This window comes from Streptosporangium sp. NPDC000563 (assembly GCF_040299985.1).
Taxonomy (GTDB): domain Bacteria; phylum Actinomycetota; class Actinomycetes; order Streptosporangiales; family Streptosporangiaceae; genus Streptosporangium.
The window spans coordinates 1422558-1447507 of record NZ_JBEPDA010000001.1; the positions used below are offsets into that span (position 1 = coordinate 1422558).

Annotated in this window: 24 protein-coding genes and 1 tRNA gene; 18 read left to right on the top strand and 7 right to left on the bottom strand. The window is 69.8% G+C overall.

The window, feature by feature from the left end; translation table 11 throughout:
* Positions 1 to 80: 80 nt before the first annotated feature.
* Positions 81 to 154: transfer RNA gene (locus tag ABT352_RS06775), tRNA-Gly, on the bottom strand.
* A gap of 130 nt (positions 155 to 284) precedes the next feature.
* Between ABT352_RS06775 and dcd the strand changes: the two genes are divergently transcribed.
* The 3 genes from dcd to ABT352_RS06790 all read left to right on the top strand — a co-directional run bounded on the left by dcd (position 285) and on the right by ABT352_RS06790 (position 3025).
* A complete protein-coding gene (gene dcd / locus ABT352_RS06780; protein WP_350943058.1) occupies positions 285 to 860 on the top strand; it encodes a dCTP deaminase in 576 nt (191 codons plus the stop codon).
* 542 nt (positions 861 to 1402) lie between these two features.
* On the top strand, positions 1403 to 2020 hold the full coding sequence (locus tag ABT352_RS06785) for a DUF47 domain-containing protein (protein WP_030924556.1): 618 nt from the start codon (positions 1403 to 1405) through the stop codon (positions 2018 to 2020).
* Complete coding sequence (locus ABT352_RS06790; RefSeq protein WP_350943060.1) at positions 2021 to 3025, top strand: inorganic phosphate transporter; 1005 nt, start codon at positions 2021 to 2023, stop codon at positions 3023 to 3025.
* 198 nt (positions 3026 to 3223) lie between these two features.
* Here ABT352_RS06790 and mshD read toward each other — a convergent pair whose 3' ends face one another.
* Positions 3224 to 4141 (bottom strand): mycothiol synthase, encoded by a 918-nt coding sequence (mshD, locus tag ABT352_RS06795; RefSeq protein WP_350943062.1) that lies wholly within the window; start codon positions 4139 to 4141, stop codon positions 3224 to 3226.
* 131 nt (positions 4142 to 4272) lie between these two features.
* Here mshD and ABT352_RS06800 point away from each other — a divergent pair, with 131 nt between their 5' ends.
* The 3 genes from ABT352_RS06800 to ABT352_RS06810 all read left to right on the top strand — a co-directional run bounded on the left by ABT352_RS06800 (position 4273) and on the right by ABT352_RS06810 (position 8300).
* Positions 4273 to 6078, top strand: a complete 1806-nt coding sequence (locus ABT352_RS06800; RefSeq protein ID WP_350943064.1) for a bifunctional metallophosphatase/5'-nucleotidase — start codon at positions 4273 to 4275, stop codon at positions 6076 to 6078.
* Between the two features lie 405 nt (positions 6079 to 6483).
* Positions 6484 to 7617, top strand: a complete 1134-nt coding sequence (locus ABT352_RS06805; protein ID WP_350943066.1) for a sensor histidine kinase — start codon at positions 6484 to 6486, stop codon at positions 7615 to 7617.
* Positions 7614 to 8300 (top strand): response regulator, encoded by a 687-nt coding sequence (locus ABT352_RS06810; RefSeq protein WP_350943067.1) that lies wholly within the window; start codon positions 7614 to 7616, stop codon positions 8298 to 8300. Before ABT352_RS06805 ends, ABT352_RS06810 begins: the two co-directional genes overlap by 4 nt.
* Before the next feature lie 99 nt (positions 8301 to 8399).
* Here ABT352_RS06810 and ABT352_RS06815 read toward each other — a convergent pair whose 3' ends face one another.
* Positions 8400 to 9113 (bottom strand): winged helix-turn-helix transcriptional regulator, encoded by a 714-nt coding sequence (locus tag ABT352_RS06815; RefSeq protein ID WP_350943069.1) that lies wholly within the window; start codon positions 9111 to 9113, stop codon positions 8400 to 8402.
* 206 nt (positions 9114 to 9319) lie between these two features.
* Here ABT352_RS06815 and ABT352_RS06820 point away from each other — a divergent pair, with 206 nt between their 5' ends.
* From ABT352_RS06820 to ABT352_RS06860, 9 genes are all read left to right on the top strand, one after another.
* Positions 9320 to 9571: a MoaD/ThiS family protein gene (locus ABT352_RS06820; protein WP_350943071.1), complete on the top strand. Its 252-nt coding sequence runs from the start codon at positions 9320 to 9322 to the stop codon at positions 9569 to 9571.
* 100 nt (positions 9572 to 9671) lie between these two features.
* On the top strand, positions 9672 to 10352 hold the full coding sequence (locus ABT352_RS06825; protein ID WP_350943072.1) for an LmeA family phospholipid-binding protein: 681 nt from the start codon (positions 9672 to 9674) through the stop codon (positions 10350 to 10352).
* A 48-nt stretch (positions 10353 to 10400) separates the two neighbouring features.
* Positions 10401 to 10913, top strand: a complete 513-nt coding sequence (locus ABT352_RS06830) for a sigma-70 family RNA polymerase sigma factor (RefSeq protein ID WP_350943074.1) — start codon at positions 10401 to 10403, stop codon at positions 10911 to 10913.
* Positions 10910 to 11773: an anti-sigma factor family protein gene (locus tag ABT352_RS06835; RefSeq protein WP_350943076.1), complete on the top strand. Its 864-nt coding sequence runs from the start codon at positions 10910 to 10912 to the stop codon at positions 11771 to 11773. The genes ABT352_RS06830 and ABT352_RS06835 overlap by 4 nt, the downstream gene beginning before the upstream one ends.
* Before the next feature lie 268 nt (positions 11774 to 12041).
* Complete coding sequence (locus tag ABT352_RS06840) at positions 12042 to 12398, top strand: TlpA family protein disulfide reductase (protein ID WP_350943562.1); 357 nt, start codon at positions 12042 to 12044, stop codon at positions 12396 to 12398.
* A gap of 91 nt (positions 12399 to 12489) precedes the next feature.
* Positions 12490 to 12573, top strand: coding sequence for a putative leader peptide (locus tag ABT352_RS06845; protein WP_350943563.1), 84 nt, complete (start codon positions 12490 to 12492; stop codon positions 12571 to 12573).
* A 62-nt stretch (positions 12574 to 12635) separates the two neighbouring features.
* Positions 12636 to 13034 (top strand): DUF4395 domain-containing protein, encoded by a 399-nt coding sequence (locus tag ABT352_RS06850; RefSeq protein ID WP_350943077.1) that lies wholly within the window; start codon positions 12636 to 12638, stop codon positions 13032 to 13034.
* 15 nt (positions 13035 to 13049) lie between these two features.
* On the top strand, positions 13050 to 13889 hold the full coding sequence (locus ABT352_RS06855; protein ID WP_350943079.1) for a sulfurtransferase: 840 nt from the start codon (positions 13050 to 13052) through the stop codon (positions 13887 to 13889).
* Positions 13889 to 14185, top strand: coding sequence for a DUF1416 domain-containing protein (locus tag ABT352_RS06860; protein ID WP_350943081.1), 297 nt, complete (start codon positions 13889 to 13891; stop codon positions 14183 to 14185). The genes ABT352_RS06855 and ABT352_RS06860 overlap by 1 nt, the downstream gene beginning before the upstream one ends.
* Before the next feature lie 339 nt (positions 14186 to 14524).
* Here the strand turns inward: ABT352_RS06860 and ABT352_RS06865 are convergent, their stop codons facing one another.
* Positions 14525 to 15580 carry a DsbA family protein gene (locus ABT352_RS06865; protein WP_350943083.1) on the bottom strand — a complete coding sequence of 352 codons (1056 nt, stop codon included), beginning with the start codon at positions 15578 to 15580 and terminating at the stop codon, positions 14525 to 14527.
* A gap of 106 nt (positions 15581 to 15686) precedes the next feature.
* Between ABT352_RS06865 and ABT352_RS06870 the strand changes: the two genes are divergently transcribed.
* A complete protein-coding gene (locus ABT352_RS06870; protein ID WP_350943084.1) occupies positions 15687 to 16994 on the top strand; it encodes a hypothetical protein in 1308 nt (435 codons plus the stop codon).
* Here the strand turns inward: ABT352_RS06870 and ABT352_RS06875 are convergent.
* Genes ABT352_RS06875 through ABT352_RS06885 form a run of 3 tightly spaced genes read right to left on the bottom strand, consistent with a single transcriptional unit; the run spans position 16984 to position 19564 of the window.
* On the bottom strand, positions 16984 to 18201 hold the full coding sequence (locus ABT352_RS06875; RefSeq protein WP_350943086.1) for a hypothetical protein: 1218 nt from the start codon (positions 18199 to 18201) through the stop codon (positions 16984 to 16986). The two genes, ABT352_RS06870 and ABT352_RS06875, sit on opposite strands and share 11 nt — an antisense overlap.
* Positions 18201 to 18911, bottom strand: a complete 711-nt coding sequence (locus tag ABT352_RS06880; RefSeq protein WP_350943088.1) for a hypothetical protein — start codon at positions 18909 to 18911, stop codon at positions 18201 to 18203. The genes ABT352_RS06875 and ABT352_RS06880 overlap by 1 nt, the downstream gene beginning before the upstream one ends.
* Positions 18908 to 19564: a hypothetical protein gene (locus ABT352_RS06885; protein ID WP_350943090.1), complete on the bottom strand. Its 657-nt coding sequence runs from the start codon at positions 19562 to 19564 to the stop codon at positions 18908 to 18910. The genes ABT352_RS06880 and ABT352_RS06885 overlap by 4 nt, the downstream gene beginning before the upstream one ends.
* A gap of 176 nt (positions 19565 to 19740) precedes the next feature.
* Here ABT352_RS06885 and ABT352_RS06890 point away from each other — a divergent pair, with 176 nt between their 5' ends.
* Both ABT352_RS06890 and ABT352_RS06895 read left to right on the top strand, forming a co-directional pair.
* The gene (locus ABT352_RS06890) at positions 19741 to 21678 is read left to right on the top strand and encodes a hypothetical protein (protein WP_350943091.1); all 1938 of its coding nucleotides are present in this window, start codon (positions 19741 to 19743) and stop codon (positions 21676 to 21678) included.
* Positions 21679 to 21951: 273 nt separating this feature from the next.
* Entirely contained in the window at positions 21952 to 24924 is a 2973-nt protein-coding gene (locus ABT352_RS06895; protein ID WP_350943093.1) for an ATP-binding protein, read from the top strand.
* The last annotated feature ends 26 nt before the right edge of the window (positions 24925 to 24950 follow it).

The following is a 24950-nucleotide window of genomic DNA, read 5'->3' on the forward strand; positions in this document are numbered from 1 at the left end:
CGGGCACGGAAGATCGAAGAGGCTCCGGAAACAACTAAGGCCCCGGTCCGGATTCGCATCCTGACCTGGGCCTTCGAGCGTGGAGCGGGTGACGGGAATCGAACCCGCGCTGTCAGCTTGGGAAGCTGATGTTCTGCCATTGAACTACACCCGCGTGCGGCGTACCGCGCGTCACCACTCTAGCGGAAAGTTGGGCGGCTCTCGCCCCTGAAGGGGAGCAAGATTCGTAGGACGGGCTTCACGGCTCCGGCGTCGGTGGGTTCCGAGTTGGTAGGTTCCAACACGTGCTGCTTTCCGATCGTGACATCACCGCTGAGATCAAGGCCGGGAGGGTGAGGATCGATCCCTTCCAGCCTGAGATGATCCAGCCGTCCAGCGTCGACGTGCGCCTGGACCGCTACTTCCGGGTCTTCGAGAACCATCGATACCCGCATATCGATCCGGCGGTCGAGCAGCCCGATCTGACGCGGATGGTCGAGCCGGACAAGGACGAGCCGTTCATCCTGCATCCGGGGGAGTTCGTGCTGGCGAGCACGTACGAGGTCGTCACGCTGCCGGACGACATCGCCTCGCGGCTGGAGGGCAAGAGCTCGCTGGGCAGGCTCGGGCTGCTGACGCACTCGACGGCCGGGTTCATCGACCCGGGGTTCAGCGGGCACGTCACGCTGGAGCTCTCCAATGTCGCGACACTGCCGATCAAGCTCTGGCCCGGTATGAAGATCGGTCAGCTCTGCATGTTCAGGCTCAGCTCTCCGGCCGAGTATCCCTACGGGTCGGAGAAGTACGGATCCCGCTACCAGGGTCAGCGGGGCCCGACCCCGAGCCGTTCCTACCTCAACTTCCATCGGACACCGATCTGAGGCCTCGGGGCAGACTCCCGACAAAGATGAACTAACAGTGAATTCAAAATGAACTTTCCTGTCGGTCCGGGCTGCCCTGACGGGGTGAACCTGTCGGGAGGTGGACGGCCCCGGGGCTCGCGACGGCGGGAGGCCGAGGGGGCGGACACGCGAGCGAGGTTGCCGTGACCAGCGACGACGCGGTTCGGCGGGGGGCCGTGACGGAAATCACTCCGGGGTTTCTCGACGGGGCGACGGCCTCTGGTGATCTCGGTGAACCGCCCGGGAAGTACGTCAGAAGCGGAGGTTTCCGACGTGAACCTGGGGAAGATGCCAGATGGCGTTCAGAGGCGGAGAAGTCCCATACTTGGCCTGTCTTCGTCATACTGTGGCCGAAAACCAGTAAAAACGGTCATCGGAAAGATGCCCTCAAGGCTGCCTCAAGCCGCGTGTCACTGGGTAGCGACATCGGGAAGAGTGCATGTCTAGCGGGTGAAGTTCGTATTTCCGCTGGTAACCCTTACCCTTCTCTGCGGACCATCCCCGCACATCTGGAGAACGACGTGCGTCTGCGTCTCACACCTAGTGAGGACAGCTACTACGACTTGTTCGCCGACTCGGCGAACAACCTCGTCACAGCGTCCCGCCTGCTGGTAGAGATCATCAGTGACGGATCGGACAGGGAAGCCCTGGCTGAGAAGATGCGCGCATGTGAGCACGCCGGCGACGAGCGTACTCACGCGATCATGAATCGACTCAACGAGAGCTTCATCACCCCCTTCGACCGCGAGGACATCTATCGCCTCGCCTCGAACCTCGACGACGTCATGGACTACATGGAGGCGGCCGCCGACCTCATCGTCCTGTACCAGATCGACCACCTCCCCAAGGAGGTCGTCCGGCAGGTCGAGGTGCTGGAGCGCGCCGCGGAGCTCACCGCCGAGGCGATGCCGCGGCTGCGTTCGATGAAGAACCTCAACGAGTACTGGATCGAGATCAACCGGCTGGAGAACCAGGCCGACCAGGTCTACCGCCGTCTTCTCGCCAAGCTCTTCGGCGGGGAGTACGACGCGTTGACCGTCCTCAAGATGAAGGAGGTCATCGATCAGCTCGAGATGGCCGCCGACGCCTTCGAGCACGTGGCCAACACGATCGAGTCGATCGCGGTCAAGGAAAGCTAAGTGGACCTCACGCTCGCACTCGTCATCAGCGTGGTGGTCGTGGCGTTGGTGTTCGACTACACCAACGGCTTTCACGACGCCGCGAACGCGATCGCGACCTCCGTCTCGACGCGTGCGCTGACGCCGAGGGCCGCGCTGTTCATGGCCGCGGCGATGAACTTCCTGGGTGCGCATCTCGGTACGCAGGTGGCCGCGACCGTCGGCAAGGGCATCATCGACGCCCCGCAGGGGAGCCACGGTCTCGTCATCGTCGGTTCCGGTCTGATCGGCGCGATCACCTGGAACATGGTCACGTGGTACTTCGGCCTTCCCTCCTCGAGCAGTCACGCGCTGATCGGCGGCCTCGTCGGTGCCGCGCTCGCCTCGGCGAGCGTCGTCCACTGGGACGGGGTGGTGGAGAAGGTCGTCATTCCGATGATCCTGTCTCCGCTGGTCGGCTTCAGCCTCGCCGGGCTGATCATGATCGGGATTCTGTGGGGGTTCCGGCGTGCCCAGCCCACGAAGGCGAACCGGGGCTTCCGGCACGCGCAGACCGTGTCCGCGGCGGCGATGGCGCTGGGCCACGGCCTCCAGGACGCACAGAAGACCATGGGGGTCATCTTCCTCGCCCTCGTGGTCGGCGGCTACCAGAACGACGGTGACCCGATCCCCCAGTGGGTCATCCTCGCCGCCGCCACGGCCATCTCGCTCGGCACGTACGCGGGCGGCTGGCGGATCATGCGGACGCTGGGGCGCCGGATCATCGCGCTCGACCCGCCGCAGGGGTTCGCCGCGGAGGCGGCCGCCGCGACCGTGCTCTACACGGCGGCCATCGGCTTCGGCGCCCCGATCTCGACCACCCACACGATCACCAGCGCGATCATGGGCGTCGGCGCCACCAAGCGCCTGTCGGCCGTGCGCTGGGGCGTCGCCGGCAACATCGTGACCGCCTGGGTCCTCACGATCCCGGCCGCCGCGTTCGTCGCCGCGCTGTCCTACTTCGTGCTCCACTGGATGATCGAGTAGTCCTCGGGCGACCGCGCCGGACCGGGGTGCCCCCGGTCCGGCGCGTCCTGCTTCCGGGGCACCCCTCAGCCTCAGGCCTCCGGGGGCACCTCTGAGCCACAGGGCCTCCGGGGGCACCCCTCAGCCCCAGGGCCTCCGGGGTCACCATCAGGTACCCGGGGGACGTCTCCTTCCCCCGGGGTCACGCGAGGGATGTCCCTACTTCCGGTACATCACGTCGACGTCCCAGCGGGTGAAGCCCAGCCTCTCGTACAGGCGGATCGCCGCGGGGTTGCTCTCGTCCACGTACAGCATCACCTGGCTCAGGCCCCGCGACCGCAGGTAGGCCAGGCCCGCGAGGGTGAGCGATCTGCCCAGGCCGCCTCCCCGCTCCGCGGGGTCGACGCCGACGACGTACACCTCGCCGAGCGGGTCGTGCGCGTGGTCGCCGTCGCCGTGGACCTTGGTCCAGTGAAAGCCCACCAGCCGGTCGCCGTCGCCGGCCGGACGTACGGCGAGGAAGAATCCGGCCGGGTCGAACCAGGGTTCCCGCTCGCGCCGCTCCAGATCCTCGATCGTCCACGCCCCCTGCTCGGGGTGCTGGGCGAACGCCCTGGCGTTGAGCGCCACCCACGCCTCCCGGTCGGAGGTGCCGGGCTCGAACGTGCGCAGCCGCACCCCCTCGGGAAGCTCGAAGCCGGGGATGTCGGAGGACAGGGAGCGGCGCATCCGCCACAGTGACCTGATCCTGTCGAAACCCGCCGACCGGGCGAGGGCCTCGGCGGCCGGATGCCCGCCGTGCGCCCACAGACGCAGGTGCCCGCCGGTGTGGTCGAGCACGGACTCCAGCAGCCGGCGCCCGTATCCCCTCCCGCGGAACGCCGGGTGGACGACCAGCTCCCCGCTGGGTCCCTCCACGGGGTCGGTCGGGTCGACGTGGGCGTAGCCCGCGAGGTCGTCCCCGACGTACAGCAGCACGGCTCCGGCCCGCTCGTCGCCGCCGTAGCGCAGGTGCAGCATGACATGTTCGTTGAGCGGTCTGACCTTGTCGGCCTCGGTGGCCGCCTCCACCACCGCGAGAACGCCGGACACCTCCTGGTCGCCGAGCGCTCCCCGGTACTCCACACGCACGTTCATGCTGTGGACTCTAAGCGGGCAGGTCCCTCCCGAGCTCACCGGGGACTGGCAAAAGGCGCCATGCGCTCGCCGGGTGAATCGTTACCTCTAGGCCATTCCTTGCACAGATAGTCCCTTTAGTGTCGTGGTCCATGACGTCTCGTTCCTTCCAGCGGTTGGTCATGGCGGGTGTGCTCGCCGGGACCAGTCTCGTGCTCGCGATTGGACCGGCCCAGGCGGGCAACAAGCCCGCCAAGCCCGCCAAGACGGTGCCGGTCCGCCTGCTCTCCCTCAACGACTTCCACGGCAACCTTGAGCCACCGACCGGTTCGTCCGGCCGCATGGTCGACGAGACCGGTGCGACGGTCGACGCGGGTGGTGCCGCGTACGTCGCCACCCACCTCAAGCAGCTCTCCGACAAGAACACGCTGAAGGTCGCCCAGGGCGACCTGATCGGCGCCACCCCCCTGATCTCCGCGGCCTATCACGACGAGCCTTCCGTGGAGTTCCTCGGCAAGGTCGGCGTCACCGCCTCCGCGGTGGGCAACCACGAGTTCGACGAGGGGTACGCCGAGCTCAAGCGCATCATGAACGGTGGCTGCCACCCGGTGGACGGCTGTTCGCCCGCCGGTAGGTGGAAGGGCGCGAAGTACAGCTACATCGGTGCGAACGTCATCTTCAAGCGGCCGGAGAAGGGCGCGGAGAAGCAGGCGCTGGAGGCGCTCGGCGGGACGAACAGCGCCTCGCTGCGCAACCTCCTCAAGGACTACGGCATCCCCGCGCTGCCCCCGGTCGCGATCCGCTGGATGAACGGCGTGCCGATCGGCTTCATCGGCCTCGTCACCAAGACCACCCCGGACATCGTCACCTCCGAGGGCATCAAGGATCTTGAGTTCATCGACGAGGTGAAGGCCGCGAACGTCGCGTCCAAGCTTCTCCAGATCGTCGGCATCAAGGCCCAGGTCGTGCTCGTGCACGAGGGCGACCAGGTCACCGCGGGCCAGTCGCCCGACGCGTGCAGCGCCCAGCCCGGCGCGGGCAACCGGATCGCCACGCAGGTCGACGCTGAGATCGACATGATCCTCAGCGGTCACTCCCACCAGGCGTACCTGTGCAATGTGACCGACCCCAAGGGCGGCACCCGTCTCTACAGCCAGGGCGGCTCCTTCGGCCGGGTCATCACCAAGGTCGACTTCCAGGTGGACGTCAAGACCCGCGACGTCGTGCGCTCCACGGTCGTGGCCGACAACCAGGTCGTGACCAGGACGGTCACCCCCGACCCGGAGATCGCCACGTTCGTCCAGACGTGGAAGGACCGCGTCGCGACGGTGGCGAACAGGCCGATCGGCAGGATCACCGCGGACATCACCAACACCGCCGTGGCGTCGGGGGAGTCCTCCCTCGGCAACCTCATCGCGGACGCCCAGCTCGTCTCGACCAGGACCGGCGGCAACGCCGAGATCGCGCTGATGAACCCGGGCGGCGTGCGGGCCAGCCTCAACTACGCGGGCTCGCCCGCGGGTGAGGGAGACGGCGTGGTGACGTACGGCGAGGCGTTCACCGTCCAGCCGTTCAACAACCTCATGCAGGTGGTCACGCTCACCGGCGCGCAGCTCAAGACCGTTCTGGAGCAGCAGTTCGTCGGCGGTCCCAACGCCCAGGCGTTCACCAAGATCCTGCAGCCGTCGTCGAACTTCACCTACACCTACAGCGCGAGCGCGCCGTGGGGTTCGAAGGTCTCCGACATGAAGATCGACGGTGTCGCGGTGACGGACACCCAGACGATCAGGGTCGCGGCCAACAACTTCCTCGTCGGCGGCGGTGACGCGTTCCTCGCCTTCAGGGACGGCACCGACCTGTGGAGCGGCCCGCTGGACATCGACGCCTTCGCCGCCTACTTCGCGGCGAACCCGTCGATCACGCCCCCGGTGCCCAACCACATCACGGTCGTTCCCTGACGCGGGTGCGAACCGTAACGCGGGCGAAAGGCGCGCCGCGCCGCGGAGGTCGCGGTACGTCGTGACGCGTGACGCGTCCGCGAGGGTGTGACACGCGGGAGAGGCCCGCCGGACGCGTCCGGTGGGCCTCTCGTTCGAGGTGCACGACTCGTTCGGGGCTACCCGCGACGTCCCGGGTACCCGACTCGTCCGGGGTGCCCGACGGCCTCCGCGTGCCCGGTTCGTTCGAGGCGCCCGACCGTGCCCCGCCTCATGTCACGCCGCCTCGGCGGTGTCGCCGTACACCTGCCTCCGCAGGAGCGGTGTCCGCGCTCGTGCGTCAGGCCGGCGTACGTCAGGGGATGTACGGGGGACCTCCTCCTCGCGGGGGTCGGCGAGGCGGATGCGGTGACCTACCGTGTCAGGGTGAGGAGCAGGAGGACCGACGCGCTGACGGCGGCCGGGGTGCTGGCCGGGATCGTCGGGGGCACCTACGGCGGGCTGTCCAGTTCGGGGTCCCCCGAGCGCCCGCTGGACACGTTCGGCCTGGCGTTGATCACGGTGGCGTCGCTGGCGCTCGCGTTCCGGCGGAGCGCGCCGACGCAGGCGGGAGCGATCACGGTGGCCTGCGTCGTGGCCTACTACGCCGGGCGGTATCCGGGGATCTTCGCCGCGGCGCCCGCCCTGATGTCGATCTACACGGCGGCGTCGCTCGGACGGCGTCGCCTCGCGATCTGGCTCGCTGTCGCGATGGGCGTGGGGGTCTACGGCCTCATCGCGCTGTCCGACGTCGACCCCGCCCCCGACGGCGGTTTCACCCTGCTCAGCGGCTGGCTGGTCGCGACGGTCATCCTGGGCGAGACGACCAGGAGCCGCCGCGCGTACCTCGACGAGGTCGAGAGGCGGGCGGCCGAGGCCGAGCGCACCCGCGAGGAGGCGGCGCTGCGCCGGGCCGACGAGGAGCGGCTGTGGATCGCCCAGGAACTGCACGACACCCTCACCCACAACATCTCGGTCATCAACGTCCAGGCGTCCGTCGCGATGCACCTGCTCGACCGGGACCCCGGGCTGTCCCGTGAGGCACTGGCCGTGATCAAGGAGTCGGGACGCGAGGCGATGCGGGAACTGCGCGCCTCGCTGGGCGTGCTGAGGCAGTCCGATCCCGACGGCCCGGAGGCGGGGCTGGACCGGCTGCCCCGGCTGGTCGCGAGGGCGGAGGCGGTGGGGCTGCCGGTGAAGGTCCTCGTCGTCGGAGAGCGCGGGGAACTCGCTCCGGACGTCGACCGGGCGGTCTACCGCATCGCGCAGGAGGCGTTCACCAACGTGCTCCGTCACGCCGGGCCCGCGTCGATCACGCTGACGACCGAGTACCGGCCCGAGACGATCGTGTTGCGCGTCGAGGACGACGGGGAGTCGTCCGCCGAGGTCACGAGGTACGGAATGGGACTGATCGGGATGCGTGAGCGCGCGGTCGCCGCGGGAGGATCGCTCATCGCGGGACCGCGCCCGCAGGGCGGGTTCGCCGTACGGGCCGAGCTGCCCCTGGCGGGGCGGCCGTGATCAGGGTGCTGCTCGCCGACGACCAGGCGTTGATCCGCGCGGGCTTCCGCGCCCTGCTCGACCTGGCCGGCGACATCACCGTCGTCGGTGAGGCGGGCAACGGCGTCGAGGCCGTCGAGATGTCCCGTGCGCTGCGGCCCGACGTGGCACTGCTGGACGTGAGGATGCCGCTGCTCGACGGGATCCAGGCCACCAGGAGGATCGGCGCCGACCCCGAGCTCGACGCGGTGCGCGTGGTGATCCTGACCAACTACGCCCTCGACGAGTACGTCTTCGCCGCGCTGCGCGCCGGGGCCGGGGGATTCCTGCTCAAGGACATCGAACCGGCCGAGCTGCTGAGGTCGGTGCGGGTGGCCGCCGCCGGTGACGCGCTGCTCTCACCCTCGGTGACCCGGCGGCTGATCGAGGAGTACGTGTCCACCCCGCCCAGGCCCGTGGCGGGACCGGGCCTGGAACGCCTCACCGGCCGTGAGCTGGAGATCCTCGCCCTCGTCGCCACCGGTATGTCCAACGCGGAGATGGCCGATCACCTGGCCATCAGCCACGCCACCGTGAAGACACACGTCAGCCGGTCGATGACCAAGCTCGGGGCGCGTGACCGCGCGCAGCTCGTCGTCTTCGCCTACGAGTCCGGACTCGTCACACCGGGCAAGGCCGGGACAGCCGGGCGGGGGGACACCTGAATCCCGCCCTCGCGAGAGCCGTCGCGGGGGCGGGAACGTGCCAGGGCCGTTCCCGGTGACTCCTGGAAGTCCTGGGAGCTCCAGGGGAGAACGGGATCCCTAGTGGCGGACGGGCTCGCGCTCCTCGACGGCCTCGTTGCCGCGCTCGGGGACGAACCGGTAGCCGACGTTGCGTACCGTGCCGATCAGCGCCTCGTACTCGGCGCCGAGCTTGGCGCGGAGCCGCCGGACGTGGACGTCCACGGTGCGGGTGCCGCCGAAGTAGTCGTATCCCCAGACCTCCTGGAGGAGCTGGGCGCGGGTGAACACCCTGCCGGGGTGCTGCGCCAGATACTTCAGGAGCTCGAACTCCTTGAAGGTCAGATCCAGCGCGCGGCCGCGGAGCCTCGCGGTGTAGGTGGCCTCGTCGATCGACAGGTCACCGTTACGGATCTCGTCCGGCACCTCCTCGGCGGCGGACAGGTTGAGCTTGCCCACGGCCATCCTGAGCCGCGCCTCGACCTCGGCGGGTCCGGCGGTGTCGAGGATGACGTCGTCGGCGCCCCACTCCGCGGTCAGCCCGGCGAGACCGCCCTCTGTGACGATCACCACCAGGGGGCAGGCGACGCCCGTGGTGCGCAGCAGCCGGCACAGGCTTTTGGCCTGGACGAGCTCGCGGCGCGCGTCCACCAGAATCGCGTCGGCGGGCGGGGCGTCGAGCAGGGCGGATGCCTCCGCGGGCGCGACCCGTACCGAGTGCAGCAGTAGCCCCAGCGCCGGAAGCACCTCAGTCGAGGGCTCAAGGGCGTTGGTGAGCAGCAGGAGATTGCTCACGATGCCTCCTTCCCGCGTCATGTCGGCGATAGCCGTACAAACACGTAAGGACCCGGGGGCTACGTTGCCCAGGTCCCGTAGTAGGTGAGGATAACCCACAAGGCCGTAGCGTCCAGCGAACGTCCACCTGGTGAACACCCGTTCTCCAGGTGAATTCGCCGTAATGGTGCGGTAACCCTACGTGTGTTTGGGGAGTTGATTCACGGATGGCGTCGGTCGTTGTCAGATATTGGGCTGCGGCAAAGGAAGCGGCGGGGGTCGCCGAGGAGCGTTCCGAGGCCGCGAACCTTGCCGAGTTGATGACGAAAATCACATCTGACCGTGACAGGCTGGCTCGCGTGCTGACCTTGTCGTCGTTCCTGGTGAACGGGGATCCGGTGGGCAGGAGAGCCCACGAGACGATCATCCTGACGGACGGGGCGACGGTCGAGGTGCTCCCCCCGTTCGCGGGCGGCTGAGGGAGGTGGAAGCTATCGCCGGGGCGGCGTTTCGGACAGGATTGCCGGGGGAGGTCACGCCGATGGCACCTCCTGGTCCGGAGAACGAAAAGGGAGTCGAATGCGGAAGCTGATCGGTTTTCTCCTCGTACTTCTCGTTCTCGTGGTGATCCTCGACAGGGTCGCCGTCGCGGGTGTCCAGCGCGAGATCGCCACGCAGGCGACGGCCAAGTACGACCTCTCGGCCCCGCCCGAGGTCACGATCGAGGGCATCCCCTTTCTCACCCAGGCGATCGCCGGGCGCTACGAGGAGGTGAACGTCGCCGCGGGCGCGATGACCGTCTCGGGTATCCGCCTGTCGAGCGTCGACTTCACCCTGCACGGCGTCACGGCCCCGCTGGAGGACCTGGTGCTCCGTCCACGGCAGGTGGACATGCGCGCCGAGCGCGTGGAGGGGGTGGTCGTCGTCCCGGTGGAGACGATCAACCAGAGGGCACCCCGCGGGATCAAGGCCGAGGTCGCGGGTGACGCGCTCAACATCAGCGGGGAGATCACCGTACTGGGGCAGAAGGTGCCGGTGAAGGCGGATCTCAAGGTCGAGATCGCCGAGGGCGGCCTGCAACTCACCCCGGGGAAGGTGACCCTGGGTGGCGGTATCCCCGTCCCCAACCCCGAGCGGTTCATCAACTACCGCATCCCGATCGGGAAGCTGCCGTACAACCTCAAGCTGACCGAGGTGAAGGTCGTTCCGGAAGGGCTGCGCATCTCGGGCGAGGCCTCCGACGTACCCCTTCGAGGCTGAACGTGGCCCGTGCCTGAACCGGATCGTCCCGCCGTACGTCGTGAGGATGTGAGCCAAGCCGGAACCGCCGACGAGCAACTCGTGAGGGCGCTCTTCGACGAGCACGGCGGGCCACTGTACGGCTACGTGTTGCGGCTGACGGGCGACTCGGGGAGAGCGGAGGATGTCGTGCAGGAAACGCTGTTGCGGGCCTGGCGCCATCCCGACGCGTTCGCCGGCCGCTCCATCCGCGCGTGGCTGTTCACGGTGGCACGCAACCTCGTCGTCGACCAGCACCGCGCGCGCAAGGCGCGCCCCCCGGAGACGGGTGACGAGGCGCTCGCCGTGGTGCCCGCCGACGACGAGCTGGAGCGGGCCGTCGAGTCGTGGGCGATCGCCGAGGCGCTGGCCGCGCTGAGGCCCGAGCACCGCGAGGTGCTGGCCGAGGTCTACTACCAGGGGAAATCCGTGAAGGAGGCCGCAGAGTCGCTTGGCATTCCCGCCGGGACGGTTAAATCGCGCACGTATTACGCGCTTCGGGCGCTCAAGCTGGCGCTGGAGGAGCGGGGGCTCGCGCCATGATGACCTGTGAAGAAGTACGGATATCGCTCGGCGTCTACGCGCTCGGTGCCCTGGAGCCGGACGAGCGGGTGCTCGTCGAGGCCCATCTCGCCGAGTGCGCCGAGTGCCGGGCCGAGCTGGAGGAGCTGGCCGGGGTGGCGACGTTCCTCGGCAGGGTGTCCGAGGGCGACGTGGCGCAGGTGGCGAGCCCGCCCACGGTGGTGCTCGACCGGCTGCTCAGCGCGAAGGTCAGACGGCACCGTACGAACCGCCTGATGCTCTCGCTCGCCGCCTCGGTCCTGGTGGTCGGGCTCGGCGGCGGGACCCTGTGGGCCGTCACCCAGTCACCTCCGGAGGCCACCACCGCGTCGGCGCCCCAGTCGTCGTCGGCCAGGGACGCGGGAGACGCCGGTGGCGCCGGGAATGCCGAGGACAGGGGGCCGGCCGACGCCGCCGGCAGCCAGGAGAGCGCCCAATCCTTCTCGGACTCGGCCGCGCCCGACGGCAACGCCAGGGCGAAGGCCTCCCGTTCCCCGGTGTCCAGCCCCGCGCCGGAGATCCTGCTCGCCCCGAGCGAGCTGCGGTTCGAGGGGACGGACGACACGGGGACGGTCCGGGCGGTGGTGACCGCGTCCGCGGGCGAGGGGGCGACCACGATCAAGGTCGTGCTCACCGGGGTGGCCAAGGGGACGCGCTGCCGGCTGGAGGTGATCGGGGAAGGCGGACTGAGGGAGACGGCGGGCAACTGGGTCGTCAACCGGGCCGCCTATGACAGGTCGGGCTCTTTCTCGGCCACCACCACGATCCCGCCGGAACGGATCACGGCGTTCGAGATCACCACCGCCGGCGGACGGGTGCTGCTCACGATCCCCACCCGCTGAACGTGCCGGGGGCGCGTTCGGGATCTCCACCCGCCGAGCCTGCCGGGGGTCGCGCTCGCGATCCCCGTCGCCGTCGAGCCCGTTGGCGTGCCGCTCACGGTTTCCGCCCGCCGAGCCTGCCGGGGCGGCGCTCACGGCCCCCCCCACCGGCCGAAACCGTTGGGGCGGCGAGGGAATGGCCTGGGACGTGCGTCTGTTGTCGTGTTCCGTGACAGGTTTGACGGTGGTGGTCGTCACCCTCGCCCTCGGCACGCTCACGGGCGTGGCGATGCGGCGGCGAGACGGCGTGGCGCGAGAGGTGAAGGGCGAGGTGGAGCGGCTCACGTCCGGCGACATCCACGCGGAGCTGGGGGAGCGGGCCACGCTCGTGCAGTTCTCCACCTCCTTCTGCCAGCCGTGCCGGGCGACCCGGCGGATCCTCGGTGAGGTGGCCGAGATGGTGCCCGGCGTCGCGCACGTGGAGATCGACGCGGAGTCCCGCCTCGACCTGGTCCGATCACTGAACATCCTGCGCACCCCCACCGTCCTCGTCCTCGACGCGTCCGGTCAGGTCGTCAAGCGTGCCTCGGGCCAGCCCAGGAAAGCCGACGTCATCGGCGCCCTCGGTCTGGCGGTGGGCGAATGAGCGGGGCACCCTATCGGCCATTGAACGATCATGTCTCAGAAATTGGACAGGGATGTGACAGATGGCGGGACGCCGGGGTAATGTCATGGACATGAACTCCACGACAGAGCTGCTCACGAAGCGGCGCGCGGTTGATTTCTGCCGCGTGACCACCGCGCTCTGTCGCATTTCCTAAGGGCGATCTCAAGCGGCCGTCGAGCCGCACCGATCTGCACAACCCTTCAGGAGCATCAAGCGATGCAGGTTGATTCCCGAGCTCTCCGTTTCTCCGCGGCTGTGACCACCGTTGTGCTCGCACTCGTCCTCGTGACGGGGAACGCATGGCTGCTGGTCGCGCAGGCCGTCGTGTTCGCGCAGGGCGTTCTCGGCACCTCGCCGTACGGGATGATTTTCAAAGGGATAGTGAAGAGTCCGCCGAAGGAACTCGAGGACGCAGCCCCACCGCGCTTCGCGCAGGGGATCGGTCTCGCTTTCGCACTGGTGGGCTTGGTCGGATACGTCGCACAGATAACGCCGCTGGCCCTCGGCGCCGTCGCAGTGGCACTTTTCGCCGCTTTTCTCAATGCCGGTTTTGGTTTCTGTCTCGGCTGCGAGATGTTTTTGATCATTCGCCGTTTACTACCCGCCGCACGATGATCCTGGAGGATCACCATGAGCCGCTCCGCCGTCCTGGTCGACGCCGACTGGGTCGAGGCCAACCTCGACACCCCCGGTGTCGTTCTCGTTGAAGTGGACGAGGACGCCAGCGCATATGACAAGGGCCACATCCGTGGCGCCGTGAAGGTCGACTGGAAGCAGGACCTGCAGGACCCGGTCCGCCGTGACTTCGTCGACCGCGAGGGCTTCGAGGCGCTGCTGTCCGCCCGGGGCATCGCGAACGACGACACCGTCGTTCTCTACGGTGGCAACAACAACTGGTTCGCCGCCTACGCGTACTGGTACTTCAAGCTGTACGGCCACGAGAACATCAGGCTTCTCGACGGCGGCCGCAAGAAGTGGGAGCTTGAGTCCCGCGAGCTGGTCAAGGAGGTGCCCAGCCGCCCCGCCACGACCTACAAGGCCAAGGAGCAGGACCGGTCCCTGCGTGCCTCCCGCGACGAGGTCGTCGCCGCGATCGGCAAGCTCAGCCTGGTCGACGTGCGCTCGCCCGACGAGTTCACCGGCAAGCTGCTCGCCCCCGCGCACCTTCCGCAGGAGCAGGCGCAGCGTGTCGGCCACGTGCCCACCGCCCGCAACATCCCGTGGTCCAAGGCTGCCAACGACGACGGCACCTTCAAGTCCGACGAGGAGCTCAAGTCCCTCTACGAGGGCGCGGGCGTCGACTTCAGCAAGGACATCATCGCCTACTGCCGCATCGGGGAGCGCTCGGCTCACACGTGGTTCGTGCTGCACGAGCTCCTCGACCAGGCCGGTGTCAAGAACTACGACGGTTCATGGGTTGAGTACGGCTCGCTGGTCGGCGTGCCGATCGAACTGGGAGAGGCCCGATAATGACTCAGGGATGCGCTGCTCCGGAACAGACGGTTGCCCTTCCGGCCGGGATCGATCTTGCGAACCAGGCCGTCATCCAGGGTGTGGTCACGGGCGCGGGCACGGCCTACGCCCGTCTGCTCGACAACGCCGGTGAGTTCACCGGTGAGGTCGTGGTGTCCGAGGAGGGAGTCTTCCGCTTCTTCGCCGCCCCCGGTGACTGGACCGTCCGCATCATCGCGGGCGGCGGGGTCACCAAGGACATCCCGGCCCAGGCCCGCCTGGGTGAGGTCACCCAGCTCGCCGTGGCCGTCTGACCCCTCGGGTCCGGCCTCGCCACAGCGAGAACCAGTACGGTGCTCCACCGGCGAGAACAGTAAGAACCAGCACGTCGAAAGGACCGGCGTTCCCTCGGGAGGGCCGGTCCTTTTCGCTGCGCCGGACGAGCGGAAGGCCCGCCGTCCCCGGCGGTCCGCGGGTTCCGCGGACCGGCTGTTCCGGAGGGTCGCCCGTTCCGGGGCCGATGTTCCCGGAGATTCGTCCCCCGGGGATCGTGTCAGGTGGTTGTTCCTGGAGGTTCGTCCCCGGGGATCGTGTCGGGCGGTTGTTCCCGGAGGTTCACCCTCGGGGAAGAGAGCGAACCTCCGCTTTTCGCGTCAGACGGTGAGGCGGCTCTCGACGCGGTCGACGGCGTCGACGTAGTCGGGATCCGGGGACATGGCCGCGGCCAGACGCAGGTGCGGCAGGGCCTCGGGGTGCCGGTTGGCGCGTTCGAGGGTCCTGCCGAGCAGGAACCGGGCGTAGTGGTCACCGGGGGTGCGCTCCAGCAGCGCCTCCAGCGTCTCCCTCGCCCTGCCCAACTGGGCGGAGCCGAAGTAGGCGCGGGCCGCCAGCAGCCGGACGGCGGGGTCGTCGCCGTGATCGGCCAGCAGCGGGCGCAGGGTTCGCAGGGCGCCGAGGGGGTCCCGCGCATCCAGCAGGGTCTCGGCCTGGCGCAGCCACCTGACCTCGTCGGGGAGTTCCCGCCGGGGAGCGGCGTGCCGTACCAGATCGGCGAGGACCTCCGGCGGCTGCGCGCCCGTGACCGCCGTGTCGCCGACCACGAAGGTCGGCGAGGTGGTGACGCCCTCGGCCTTGCCGCGCAGCAGCCAGGAACGAACCTCGTCCGCGCCGTCGCCGCGGTCGAGGGCCTCGGCCATACCGTCCAGACCGGCCTCGGCGGCGAGCGCCGCCAGGGTGGCGCGGTCCCCGATGTCGGAACCCTCGACGAAGTGGGCGCGCAGGATCCGCTCCACGACCGTGTCCTGGAGTGCGGCGCCGCCCCGCCCGTAGGCGAGGGCGACCACCCGGTGGGCGTCGAACGTGTTCGCCCGCCACACGGCGCCCCGTCGCCCGCCGTCACCGGGCCGGTTCCCTGCCAGGACCGGAGTCGGTGTCGCGGTCGGGGCGGAGGCCGGAGCCGGGGTGGAAGCCGAGGTCAGGGGCGAGAGCGAGGGCGGGGTCGGGTTCGAGGACGGGGTGAGGGCCCGCAGGGCGCCCTCGGCGACCTGGTCGCGAAGCTCCTCCTCCAGCGGCTCCGACGGCACCGGGGCCATCGGATCGATGACGTACGGGCGCCAGACGATCTCCACGTCCTCGCCGAGTCGCGCCTGCTCCAGGCGTCGCTTGCCGATGTAGGCCCACGCGCAGGCCATGTCGGCCCAGACTTCCATGCGCTTCATTGCCGCTGCAACAAACGGGGGCGGTCGTTTATTCGACCGGCCTCTCGGCCTCGCCGGCCGGGCTGCGTTCCGACAGGGGAGTCGTTAGCATGCCTCGGTGCCTGAAACGCCTGTCATGCCCACACAGTCGCCGGCAGTCGACCGGAGGCCCGCCTCGCTCTCCGCGGCCTCGCTGCCCCTGCACACACTCAAGATCTTCGGCGCCTGTGCCCTCACGTTGATCCTCTGGTTCTCGGTGGGCAGGGTGGTCAGGGAACTGCTGATGGTGGCCGCCAGCGAGGTCTCCCACGGGGACCACCGGCAGGTGCGGCTCGTCGTCACGATGTTCGTCTTCACGTTGATCGTGCTGAACGAACTCGTGGTGATGGTCGGCATGCTGCACTCGGTGCGCGGCGCGCTCCGGGAGATCCGGGCGCGGCGGGAGGCGGGCGAGGCGGACGAGAGCATGTTCGGCGCGCTGAACCGCGCCACCCTGGTCTTCGCCACCATCTACCTCGCCTGGGGTTTCCACACCGCGGACGCCAGGGAGTTCATCGCCGTCGACACCGCGAGGCGGGTCGACCAGGACTTCGCGTCGAGCCTCGCGGGGAACGAGATAGAGGGCGGCACCGGGCTCTCCACGCTGGACGTCCGGGTCTCCATCGGGGTCGCCGTGGTCGCGTACCTGCTCAGGATGCTGTTCGCCCGGTGGCACCTCAACGGCAGGGGCAGGGGCAGCGGCGTGCTCGCGACCTTCTTCGAGCTGGCCTTCGCCTTCTACAGCATCAACGCCCTCCTCGCCTTCGCGGAGGCGCGGGCGGACTGGCTGGACCAGCGGGTCGTCGTGGTGACGTTCAAGGAATGGGCCGAGGCGGCGGGTGAGGCCCTGCCGTGGTGGAAGCCCTTCTGGAACACCGTTGGGGACGCGGTCGGGGACACCTGGCCCCACGTGGTCGACGGGCTGATCGTCCCGCTCACCTGGCTCACGGTCGCCTCGCTCGTCTACGGCGCGTTCGCCGAGGACACCCGGGCCGTCGTACGGGGAACCAGGCTCGACGGCGTGGCCACCAGGGTGGAGCGGGCCCACGATCTCACCCGGAGCACGATGACCCACGCCACGGCCGGATTCCAGGAGCGCTGGGTTCCCCCGGCGAACGCCTTCCGGCTCGCGGCGAAGGGCGGTCCCGTGCTGTTCGGCGCCCTGTGCCTCTGCTACGTCGCGATCCGCGTGGTGACCGACTACGCGGACCGGGGGGTGCGGATGCTGATCGGCAACGAGGACCCGTTCGTCTGGGTGGCGCTGGCCGGGCCGGTCGAGTTCGTCAGGGAACTGGTGGTGCTGACGCTGACCGTCTGCCTGCTGGCGGCCACGTTCGACATCGCGGCCACGCGCGGCCGTGAGGCGGGGAGGACGCTCACCGCCTGAAGCGCAGCACCTGGTCCTGGACGGGGTCCTTCTGTGCCGCCGCCTTCCTGAGAATGTCCTCCACGGGCTGGTTCTCCACCACGTGGAACGTGGCGGGACGGACGTGCACCTCGACCTGCCCGGCCAGATGCCGGGGCACCACGCTGATCATGTCGTAGGAGTAGGCGGTGCCGACCCGGTGGTCCTTGACCTCGTCGGGGATGTCGTCGCTCTCGGGGAGGACCTTCCACACGCGACCGTCGGAATGCCGCACCTCGACCTCGGGATCACCCCGCAGGCTGACGCCCTCGGCGTCCAGCGCGGTCCTCGTCACCTTGATCTTCAGCCACTGGCGGTCGGGCGGGAGGGGCTTCTGGCCGGGCAGGTCGTCCACCTGCTCGACCGAGGCCTTCCACGACACGTGCATCAGCGTCATGGCACCTCCGGCGGCGACGGTGTGGATCCTGTCGGCGGGGTTGCCGGTCCGGTAGACGGTGTAGCCGCTCCAGGTGGAGGCCGCGATGCCGAGCCCGACGGCCATGATCGCCACACCGACCCGCAGTGCCGTACGGCGGCCCCGCCTCGGCGGGGTCTTCGGTGCGGACGGTTCTTGGGCGGGCACGTCGTCGGCCGGTACGGCGACGGCTGCAGCCGTTCCCGTTCCCGTTCCCGTGACGGAGGGTCGGGGGAGCGGAAGAGCGGAGATGGAGGGGAACGGCTGGGTCGAGACCTCCGCGGGCTCTTCCTCGGGTGGCTTGGGAGGCCAGACCTGTTCGTCAGGAAATATCCGCAGGGGAGCGGGAGTCCACTGGCCGTCGCCCGGAGGTTGCCGACGCTGAGGTGGGGTGGGACGGTTCCGGGCGGGGGCCGGGGGCGTGGCCGGAGGTTCCTGGGGCTGTCCGGTACGCGCTTGCCGGTCGGCGGGGGACACCGGCCAGGTGCCGAGGGCGGTGGGCCAGGGGTTGCCTCGGTAGGGATCGTGAGACGGTGCGGAAGGGCGACCTTCCTGGGCGGGCCGCTCCTGTCGTACGGGCCGCTCCTGTCGTACGGGCCGGTTCTCCCGTGCGGGCCGGTTGTCCGTCATGGGCGGGTTTCCCGTCGCGGGGTTCTCCCGCGCGTGCCGATCTTCTCGCGCGTGCCGTTCCTCGTGCGCGGGCCGCTCCTGTTGTGAGGCGGACCAGGCGCGGTCCCGGTCGTCCTCGGGGCCTCCCCGGTGTGGCGTCCTCATCAGGTCCTGCTCGCCAACTCGTAGACGTCCTTCGCGGTGGAGGTGAGTTGCCGCGCGGCCGTCTCGTCCAGGCCCAGGTCTATCTCGATCTGAGGTCCGTTCGGCTCGACGACGAAACCCGATGAGGGGGCGAGCAGGATCCGGGAGTCAGGGAGTTCCCCGGGCGGGATCTCGAAGACCGTCACGCCCTCGGTCCACCAGCCCGGCTGGAGGTAGGGGTGGGTGACGGTCAGCGTCTGGTCCACCCTGTCGGAGGCCACGTAACGGCGCCCGCGGGCCGTGAGCAGCCGGGGAGGCCCGAACCGCTGCGGCTCCCAGGTCGCGGTGGCGCCCACCTCGACGATGACGAAGATCCCCTTGGCGGTCACGCGTTCCTGCTCGCCGCTCGCCTTCCTGGTCGCGATGGCCTTGGCCGCGTAGACCGCCTTGACCCGCGCGGAGATCCGGGAGCCGGTGACCTCCTCGTTGAAGGCGCCGGTCGAGGTGAGGGGCGCGTCGTGGTCGGCGGCCTCCGAGCCGAAGGCCTGCAGTCCCACGGCGGAGGCCGCGAGCGTGATCCCGGCCAGTACGGCACCGGCGGTGCGCCACCGGCTCGGCCGCGCGGTGGCCCTGTGGGGGGTGGGCGCCCCGGGCGGGGAGTGTGTTTCCGACCGCGGAGGGGTCTCGGGTCGCTGAGAGGTCTCGGGCCGGTGCTGGAAGGAGACGTTCACGAGCGCGTTCCCCCGGGCATGACGGGCAGCGTGACCTGGGCCGTCACCACGGGCTTCTCCCCGCCCTCGTCACCCTCGCCGTCCTTCGTGACCAGGAACCAGCCCGGCGCGAGGGTGATCCCTTCGCGCCACTCGTACGTGCCGACGTCGATCGTGAGCTGCCTGGGAGGCCGCTGTCCGTCCTCCAGTTCGTACCGGACCACGACGCTGGTCGGCAGGGCGGGGTGCAGTTGACTGCTTTCGCCCCCTCCCGTGGGGGTGAACACCGACGCGCCGTACTTGCCCTTTATCTCCGGGCTGACCTTGAGCAGGGACGTCCCGAAGGACCCACCACCATGACCTTCCTGGTAGGGCACCCCCGTACCGGCGGTCTCCTCGCCCTTGTTGACGACGAGGAGCTCGATCTCCAGGAGGCGCTTGGCCGGGCCGCCGAACAGGCCGGGCTCGCTCACGGTGCGGGAGCCGACGAACGTGGTCGTGAACTGTTCCTGGTCCACGGTCGAGCCCTGGCCCAGCCGCTTGGGAGGCTTCTCCGGGGCGGTGGCGAAGCCGCCGAGGACGGTGGTGACTGCCAGACCGGTGACCGTCACCAGAGCGGCGAGCGGGACCGCGATGGGGCGCCGTCCGGTGGGACCCTCGGGAGGGGCAGTCATGAGAAACGATGTTAAACGCTGATGTCCGCCCCATCTGCCCCATCTGTCCCTTAAGTACAGGTAAACCTGGGGAAAATGGAGCGGATTGACGGGAACGCTGCCCGAATACGATGGCGAACTCTTACGCTGTCTCCGAGGCTTTCGATGAGCCCGATGGCGGAGGTTCCGTGGCGGACGTGCATCCCGAGCATGCGCAGCTCCAGGCGGACCGGATCTACCTGGGCTGGCAGTACGCCTTGTTGCACCCTGATCCGGGTCCGGCTCCTAAGCGACCCTCGCCCGTCGAGAATCCTCCCGAGCCGCTCGACCCCGAGTGGGTGCGCAGGGAACGCCTCAACGAGGACCTGCTGAACCGGCCGGTCAAGATCGTCCGTGGGTTCATGGCCGCGCTCGCCACCCTGATCCTCGCCCTCGGACTCACCGAGATGCTCAGCTGGTCGTTCGCCGCCGTCGGGGTGATCGCCGCCGGTGGCATCGCGGCGTTCTGCAGCTACGCCGTCTACCAGGGCGACCGGGCGGTACGCCAGCGCATCAAGGAGCGCGAGGTGGCGGGTGACCGGCTGCGGGAGGAACGTGAGCGGGAGCTCTTCCTCGCCCAGGAGGAGCACGCCGCCCGATACCGGGAGTGGGCGGAGAAGAAGGAGCGCCACGATCGCCAGCTGACCTGGTACGCCGTGGCCGTGCCCGACGAGATCGACCGGATCGACGTGGCCGGAGGCACCCTGCCCGGCTGGTCGGCGTTGATCACCCTGCTCGGCGCGACCCGTCTCTACAGCGGCGGCCACCTGACCGTGCTCGACCTGTCCGAGGGCGCGATCGCCAAGGACCTGATCGAACTCGCGCGCAGGGGTGGCGACGACCCGCTGGTCTGGGTGCTGCCGGTCGACCTGCCCCGGCTCGACCTGGGCGCCACGCTCGCCCCGGAGGCCTTCGCCGACGTTCTCGCCCACGTCGTGAGCGTGAGCGAGGAGCACCGTACGACGAGGGATCTGTCGTTCGACAACGCCATCCTGGAGCGGGTCCTGGAGGTCCTCGGCGAGAGCGCCACGATCAACCAGGTCACCGCCGCCCTGCGTGCCCTCGCCCAGGTCGGCGACCCCCGTGAGGACCTGCGGTTCGGCCTGATCACCGCCACCCAGCTGGAGCGGATCGGCACGCTGTTCGGCCGGGGCGTGAGCGACCGGGTGGTGATCGAGCGGGCGTGGGCGCTGGAGTCGCAGCTGCGCAAGCTGGAGACCCTCGGCTCCGAGGCGGTGCGCCTGCCGCCCGCGCGCCTGCGGGTCGTGTCGATGGACCGGCAGGCGGGCGTGTTCGGCAACCGTGTCCTCGGCACGTACGTCGCGACCGCGCTCACCCACATCCTGCGTCAGTCGCCCGCCTCCGAGCGGCCGTGGTACCACACGATCATCGTCGCCGGCGCGGACAAACTCCGTGGCGACGTGCTCGACCGGCTGATGGACGCCTGCGAGACCTCAAGAACCGGTCTCGTGCTCACCTACCGCGCGCTCACCCCGACCGTACGGGAGCGGCTCGGGCGCGGGCACGCGGCGGTGACGTTCATGCGGCTCGGCAACGCCGAGGACGCCCGGATCGCCAGCGAGCACGTCGGCACCGAGCACCGCCTGGAGCTCGCCCAGCTCACCGAGACGATCAGTGCCGCGGGGGCGGGGATGGACGGCGGTTACGTCTCCACGGTCGGCCAGGCGGACGAGGGCGACGAGGAGCGCGACGTGAACCACACGGACCTCAAGGAGGACATCACCTCCTCCACCGAGTGGGGCCGCCGTGCGACCAAGGCGATGGGGGAGACCGAGCGGGTGTTGCACCGCTCCAGGGAGTTCCTCGTCGAGCCCCATCAGCTCCAGCAGCTCCCCACCACCTCGGTGATCGTCACCGACGCCACCGCCGAGGGCCGCAGGGTCCGCCTCGCCGACGCCAACCCGGCCATACTGACCTTCCCCAAGACGACGCTGGGCGAGTTCGACGAGATCAAGGAGGCCGCGCTGGAACAGGGGCAGGAGAAGAAGCCGGAGCCGCGCGCGTCGAGCGCGTTCGAGGACGCGCCGCCCAACCTCGGCCCGCCTCCGGCGCGGCTCGACTGGCGCCGTCGCTGATGAGATTCCGGTCCACGCCGAGGGGCCCGCTCAGGGGGTGGGAACTCGGGTGAGGATCGTTCGGGCGGCGATGTTTTCGCCGGGTGCGTCAACGAGGCGTCCGTATGTCGTAATGGGATGGTCAATGCCAGGGTGCGAGCCCCGAGTCAGGTTCGACCGTGGTCGCGGGGGTGACCTACCCTCGATCTCGATCATGCGTCGGCCGGTACAACGGAGCGATCCGTGAAGCGTCAACCCTCCGGCCTGGAGCCGGGTCCCCCGGGTGGAGACCAAATGCAGCCAAGTGTGTCCCGTCCGCCCAACGCCCTGACAGGGCCCTGGTACAGAATCCAGGCGATCACGGCGCCCTCGCGCAGTTCCTCCGCGGAGTGGGACTTCGTCACCGTCCTGCCCGCGGTGCTCTCCACGGCCCAGCGCAACCGTCCCTTCGTGGTCGGCTGGCTCTCACGAGGGTCGGGCGCCCCGCTGGAGCTGATCACCAACGCGGGGCCGCTCACCCCGCCGCGCCCGCCCCGCAGGGCCGCCACCGAGGCCGAGCAGGTCCCGGGCGGTCCGGAACCGCTGCTCTTCCCCAGCGGTGCCCGTGGCGTCCGGATCGGCGACGAGTGGCTCCGCGACCTGTCCGACCTCGCCTGGACCGTCTGCCCGGGACGTCAGGCACCTCCGCTCGGCGGACGCAGAGAGCCGGACGCCGACGAGATCAGGCGGCCCACGCTTTTCGAGTCGACGCTGGTCACGCTCATGTCCCGGCCGTTCGCCTGGCTGGTGGTGGCCGAGCAGACCGACCTGCTCGACGCCGAGGTCGCGCACCTGCGCACCCAGCTCAACGTGCTGCGGCAGTACGGTGACGCCTCCGAGCGTTCCCGCTACGACGCGGAACGGGCCGAGCGGCGCATGCAGGAGCTGGACGCCTTTCGCGAGGCCGGGCTCTGGAACGTCCGGGTGCTCGCCGGGGCCGCGGGTCCCGAGGAACTGCGCCAGATCGCCCCGGTGCTCGTCGGCTCCGCCGAGATGAGCCACCACCCCTACCGCCTGCGCAGCGCGCTGTCCGGTCCCGTCTACGGTTTCGCCGAGGCGCTCGCGACCACCCTGCAGGACCCGGCGGACGGTGCGGCCTCCCCGTTCGCGGCCACCGCCGGGGCGCTCGCCGCTCTCGCCGGGCTGCCGCACCGGGAGGTGCCGGGGGTACGGGTCCTCGACGCGGGCTTCTTCGACGTGACCAGCGAGGCGGACACCGTGCCCGGCGAGCTCACCGTCGAGCTCGGGTCCATCCTCGACGGCCAGGACAGGCCGGTCGGCTCGTTCAAGGTCCCGCTGGCCACCCTCAACCGGCACGCGTTCATCACCGGCGCCACCGGCTCCGGCAAGTCGCAGACCGTCAGGCATCTGCTGGAACAGCTCACCGGCGCGGGCATCCCGTGGCTCGCGATCGAGCCCGCCAAGTCCGAGTACGCCTCGATGGGCGGCAGGATCGAACACCTCGCCCCGGTGACCGTGATCAACCCGTCGGCACCGGAGAGCGTGCCGTTCAGCGTCAACCCGCTCGCCCCCGAGCCCGGATACCCGGTCCAGGCGCACATCGACATGGTCCGAGCCCTGTTCATGGCGGCCTTCGACGCCGAGGAGCCGTTCCCGCAGATCATGTCGCTCGCCCTGCAGCGGGTGTACGAGGCCAACGGCTGGGACGTGGTCACCGGCTGGGCCGCCCCCGGCGCCGCCGTCCGGCCCGCCGTGCCGACCCTCGAACAGCTCCAGCAGCACGCGATGGACGTGATCAAGGAGATCGGCTACGGCAAGGAGGTCCAGGCCGACGTGGAGGGCTTCATCTCGCTGCGGCTGCGGTCGCTGCGGGTGGGCTCCGCGGGCCGGTTCTTCGAGGGCGGGCACCCCGCCGACATCGGCGACCTGCTCCAGCGCAACGTGGTGCTCGCGATCGAGGACGTCGCGAACGACGAGGACAAGGCGTTCCTGATGGGCACCTTGATCATCCGGATCGTGGAGCATCTGCGGATGCGGGCCAGGAAGGAGCGCAGCAGCGGGCTCAAGCACGTCATCGTGATCGAGGAGGCACACCGGCTGCTGCGCGACCGGGGCGCGGGGCGGGCCAGCACGCACGCCGTCGAACTCCTGGCGGGCATGCTCGCCGAGATCCGCGCGTACGGCGAGGGCATCGTGGTCGCCGAGCAGATCCCCACGAAGCTCGTCTCCGACGTGGTGAAGAACACCGCGCTGAAGGTGATCCACCGGCTCCCCGCCGAGGACGACCGCCAGCTGGTCGGCGCGGCGACGAACCTGAGCGAGGAGCAGTCCCGGCAGGTCGTCTCGCTCCCTCCCGGTGTCGCCGCGGTCTTCGCCGACGGCATGGACCGGCCGTTGCGCGTCCAGGTGCCGCTGGGCGAGGACCGCGAGCGTCCGGTTCCCGGCCAGATGCCGCCCATCTGTGGCCGTCGCTCGGCGGCCTGCGGGCAGGAGTGCCGCACCGGCCGGGCGTGCACGCTGGTCGAGCTGCGCGAGGCGGACCTGCTCGCCGCGGCCTCCGACTGGGCGTGGCTGCGGATCTGGGCCGACACGCTGGTGCTGGCGTTCTGCACCAACCGGCCGCTGCCGGGAGTGCCCAGGGCGCTCGCCGGCCTCTGGGCGGATCTCCCGCCGCGACGGCGCGAGTGCCTGCTGGCCACGGCGGTGGAACGCTGCGTGGGCCGTCGCGCGTGGTCGCTGCGGACCGTGAACGACCCGACCACGCTGACCGAGCAGGTCGCCGTGGTCGCGACCAGGCTGCTCGGCCCCGACCGCGACCCCGGCGAGCGGCCGGGACCCGCCTGGGTGATCCCGCAGGTGCGGTGGCTGCATGAGGTGGACAGGCTCTTCCCGCACGGCCAGCCCGCGCCCAACCCGCGCGGCTCCGCGCCGGTCATGGAGTACGCGCTGTTCAACCGTCCGGCCGGGGGCACCGAGCTGCTCGGCCACCGGGCCAAGGCGCTGCGCCACCACCCGCTGTCCATGGAGGTGGAGAGGAACCGGGAGCTGGCCTGGCGGGTGATCCTCGGTGACGACGACCGCGAGAGCGTGGAGCGTGACATCCTCACGGTCACCATCGGCCTCGACCCGGCGGAGCGGCTCCGGCACGTGTCTCAGGCCATGGGGGCCGGCTGGCTGGAGAGTGTGCTGTCGTGGCCGGGCCGGTTCGTGCAGCCCTTCGACGAGGATTCGCCGGAGTCGGCGGAACTCGTCTTCACCGAGGGGTGAGGACGATGTTGTTTGTCGGCTTTTTT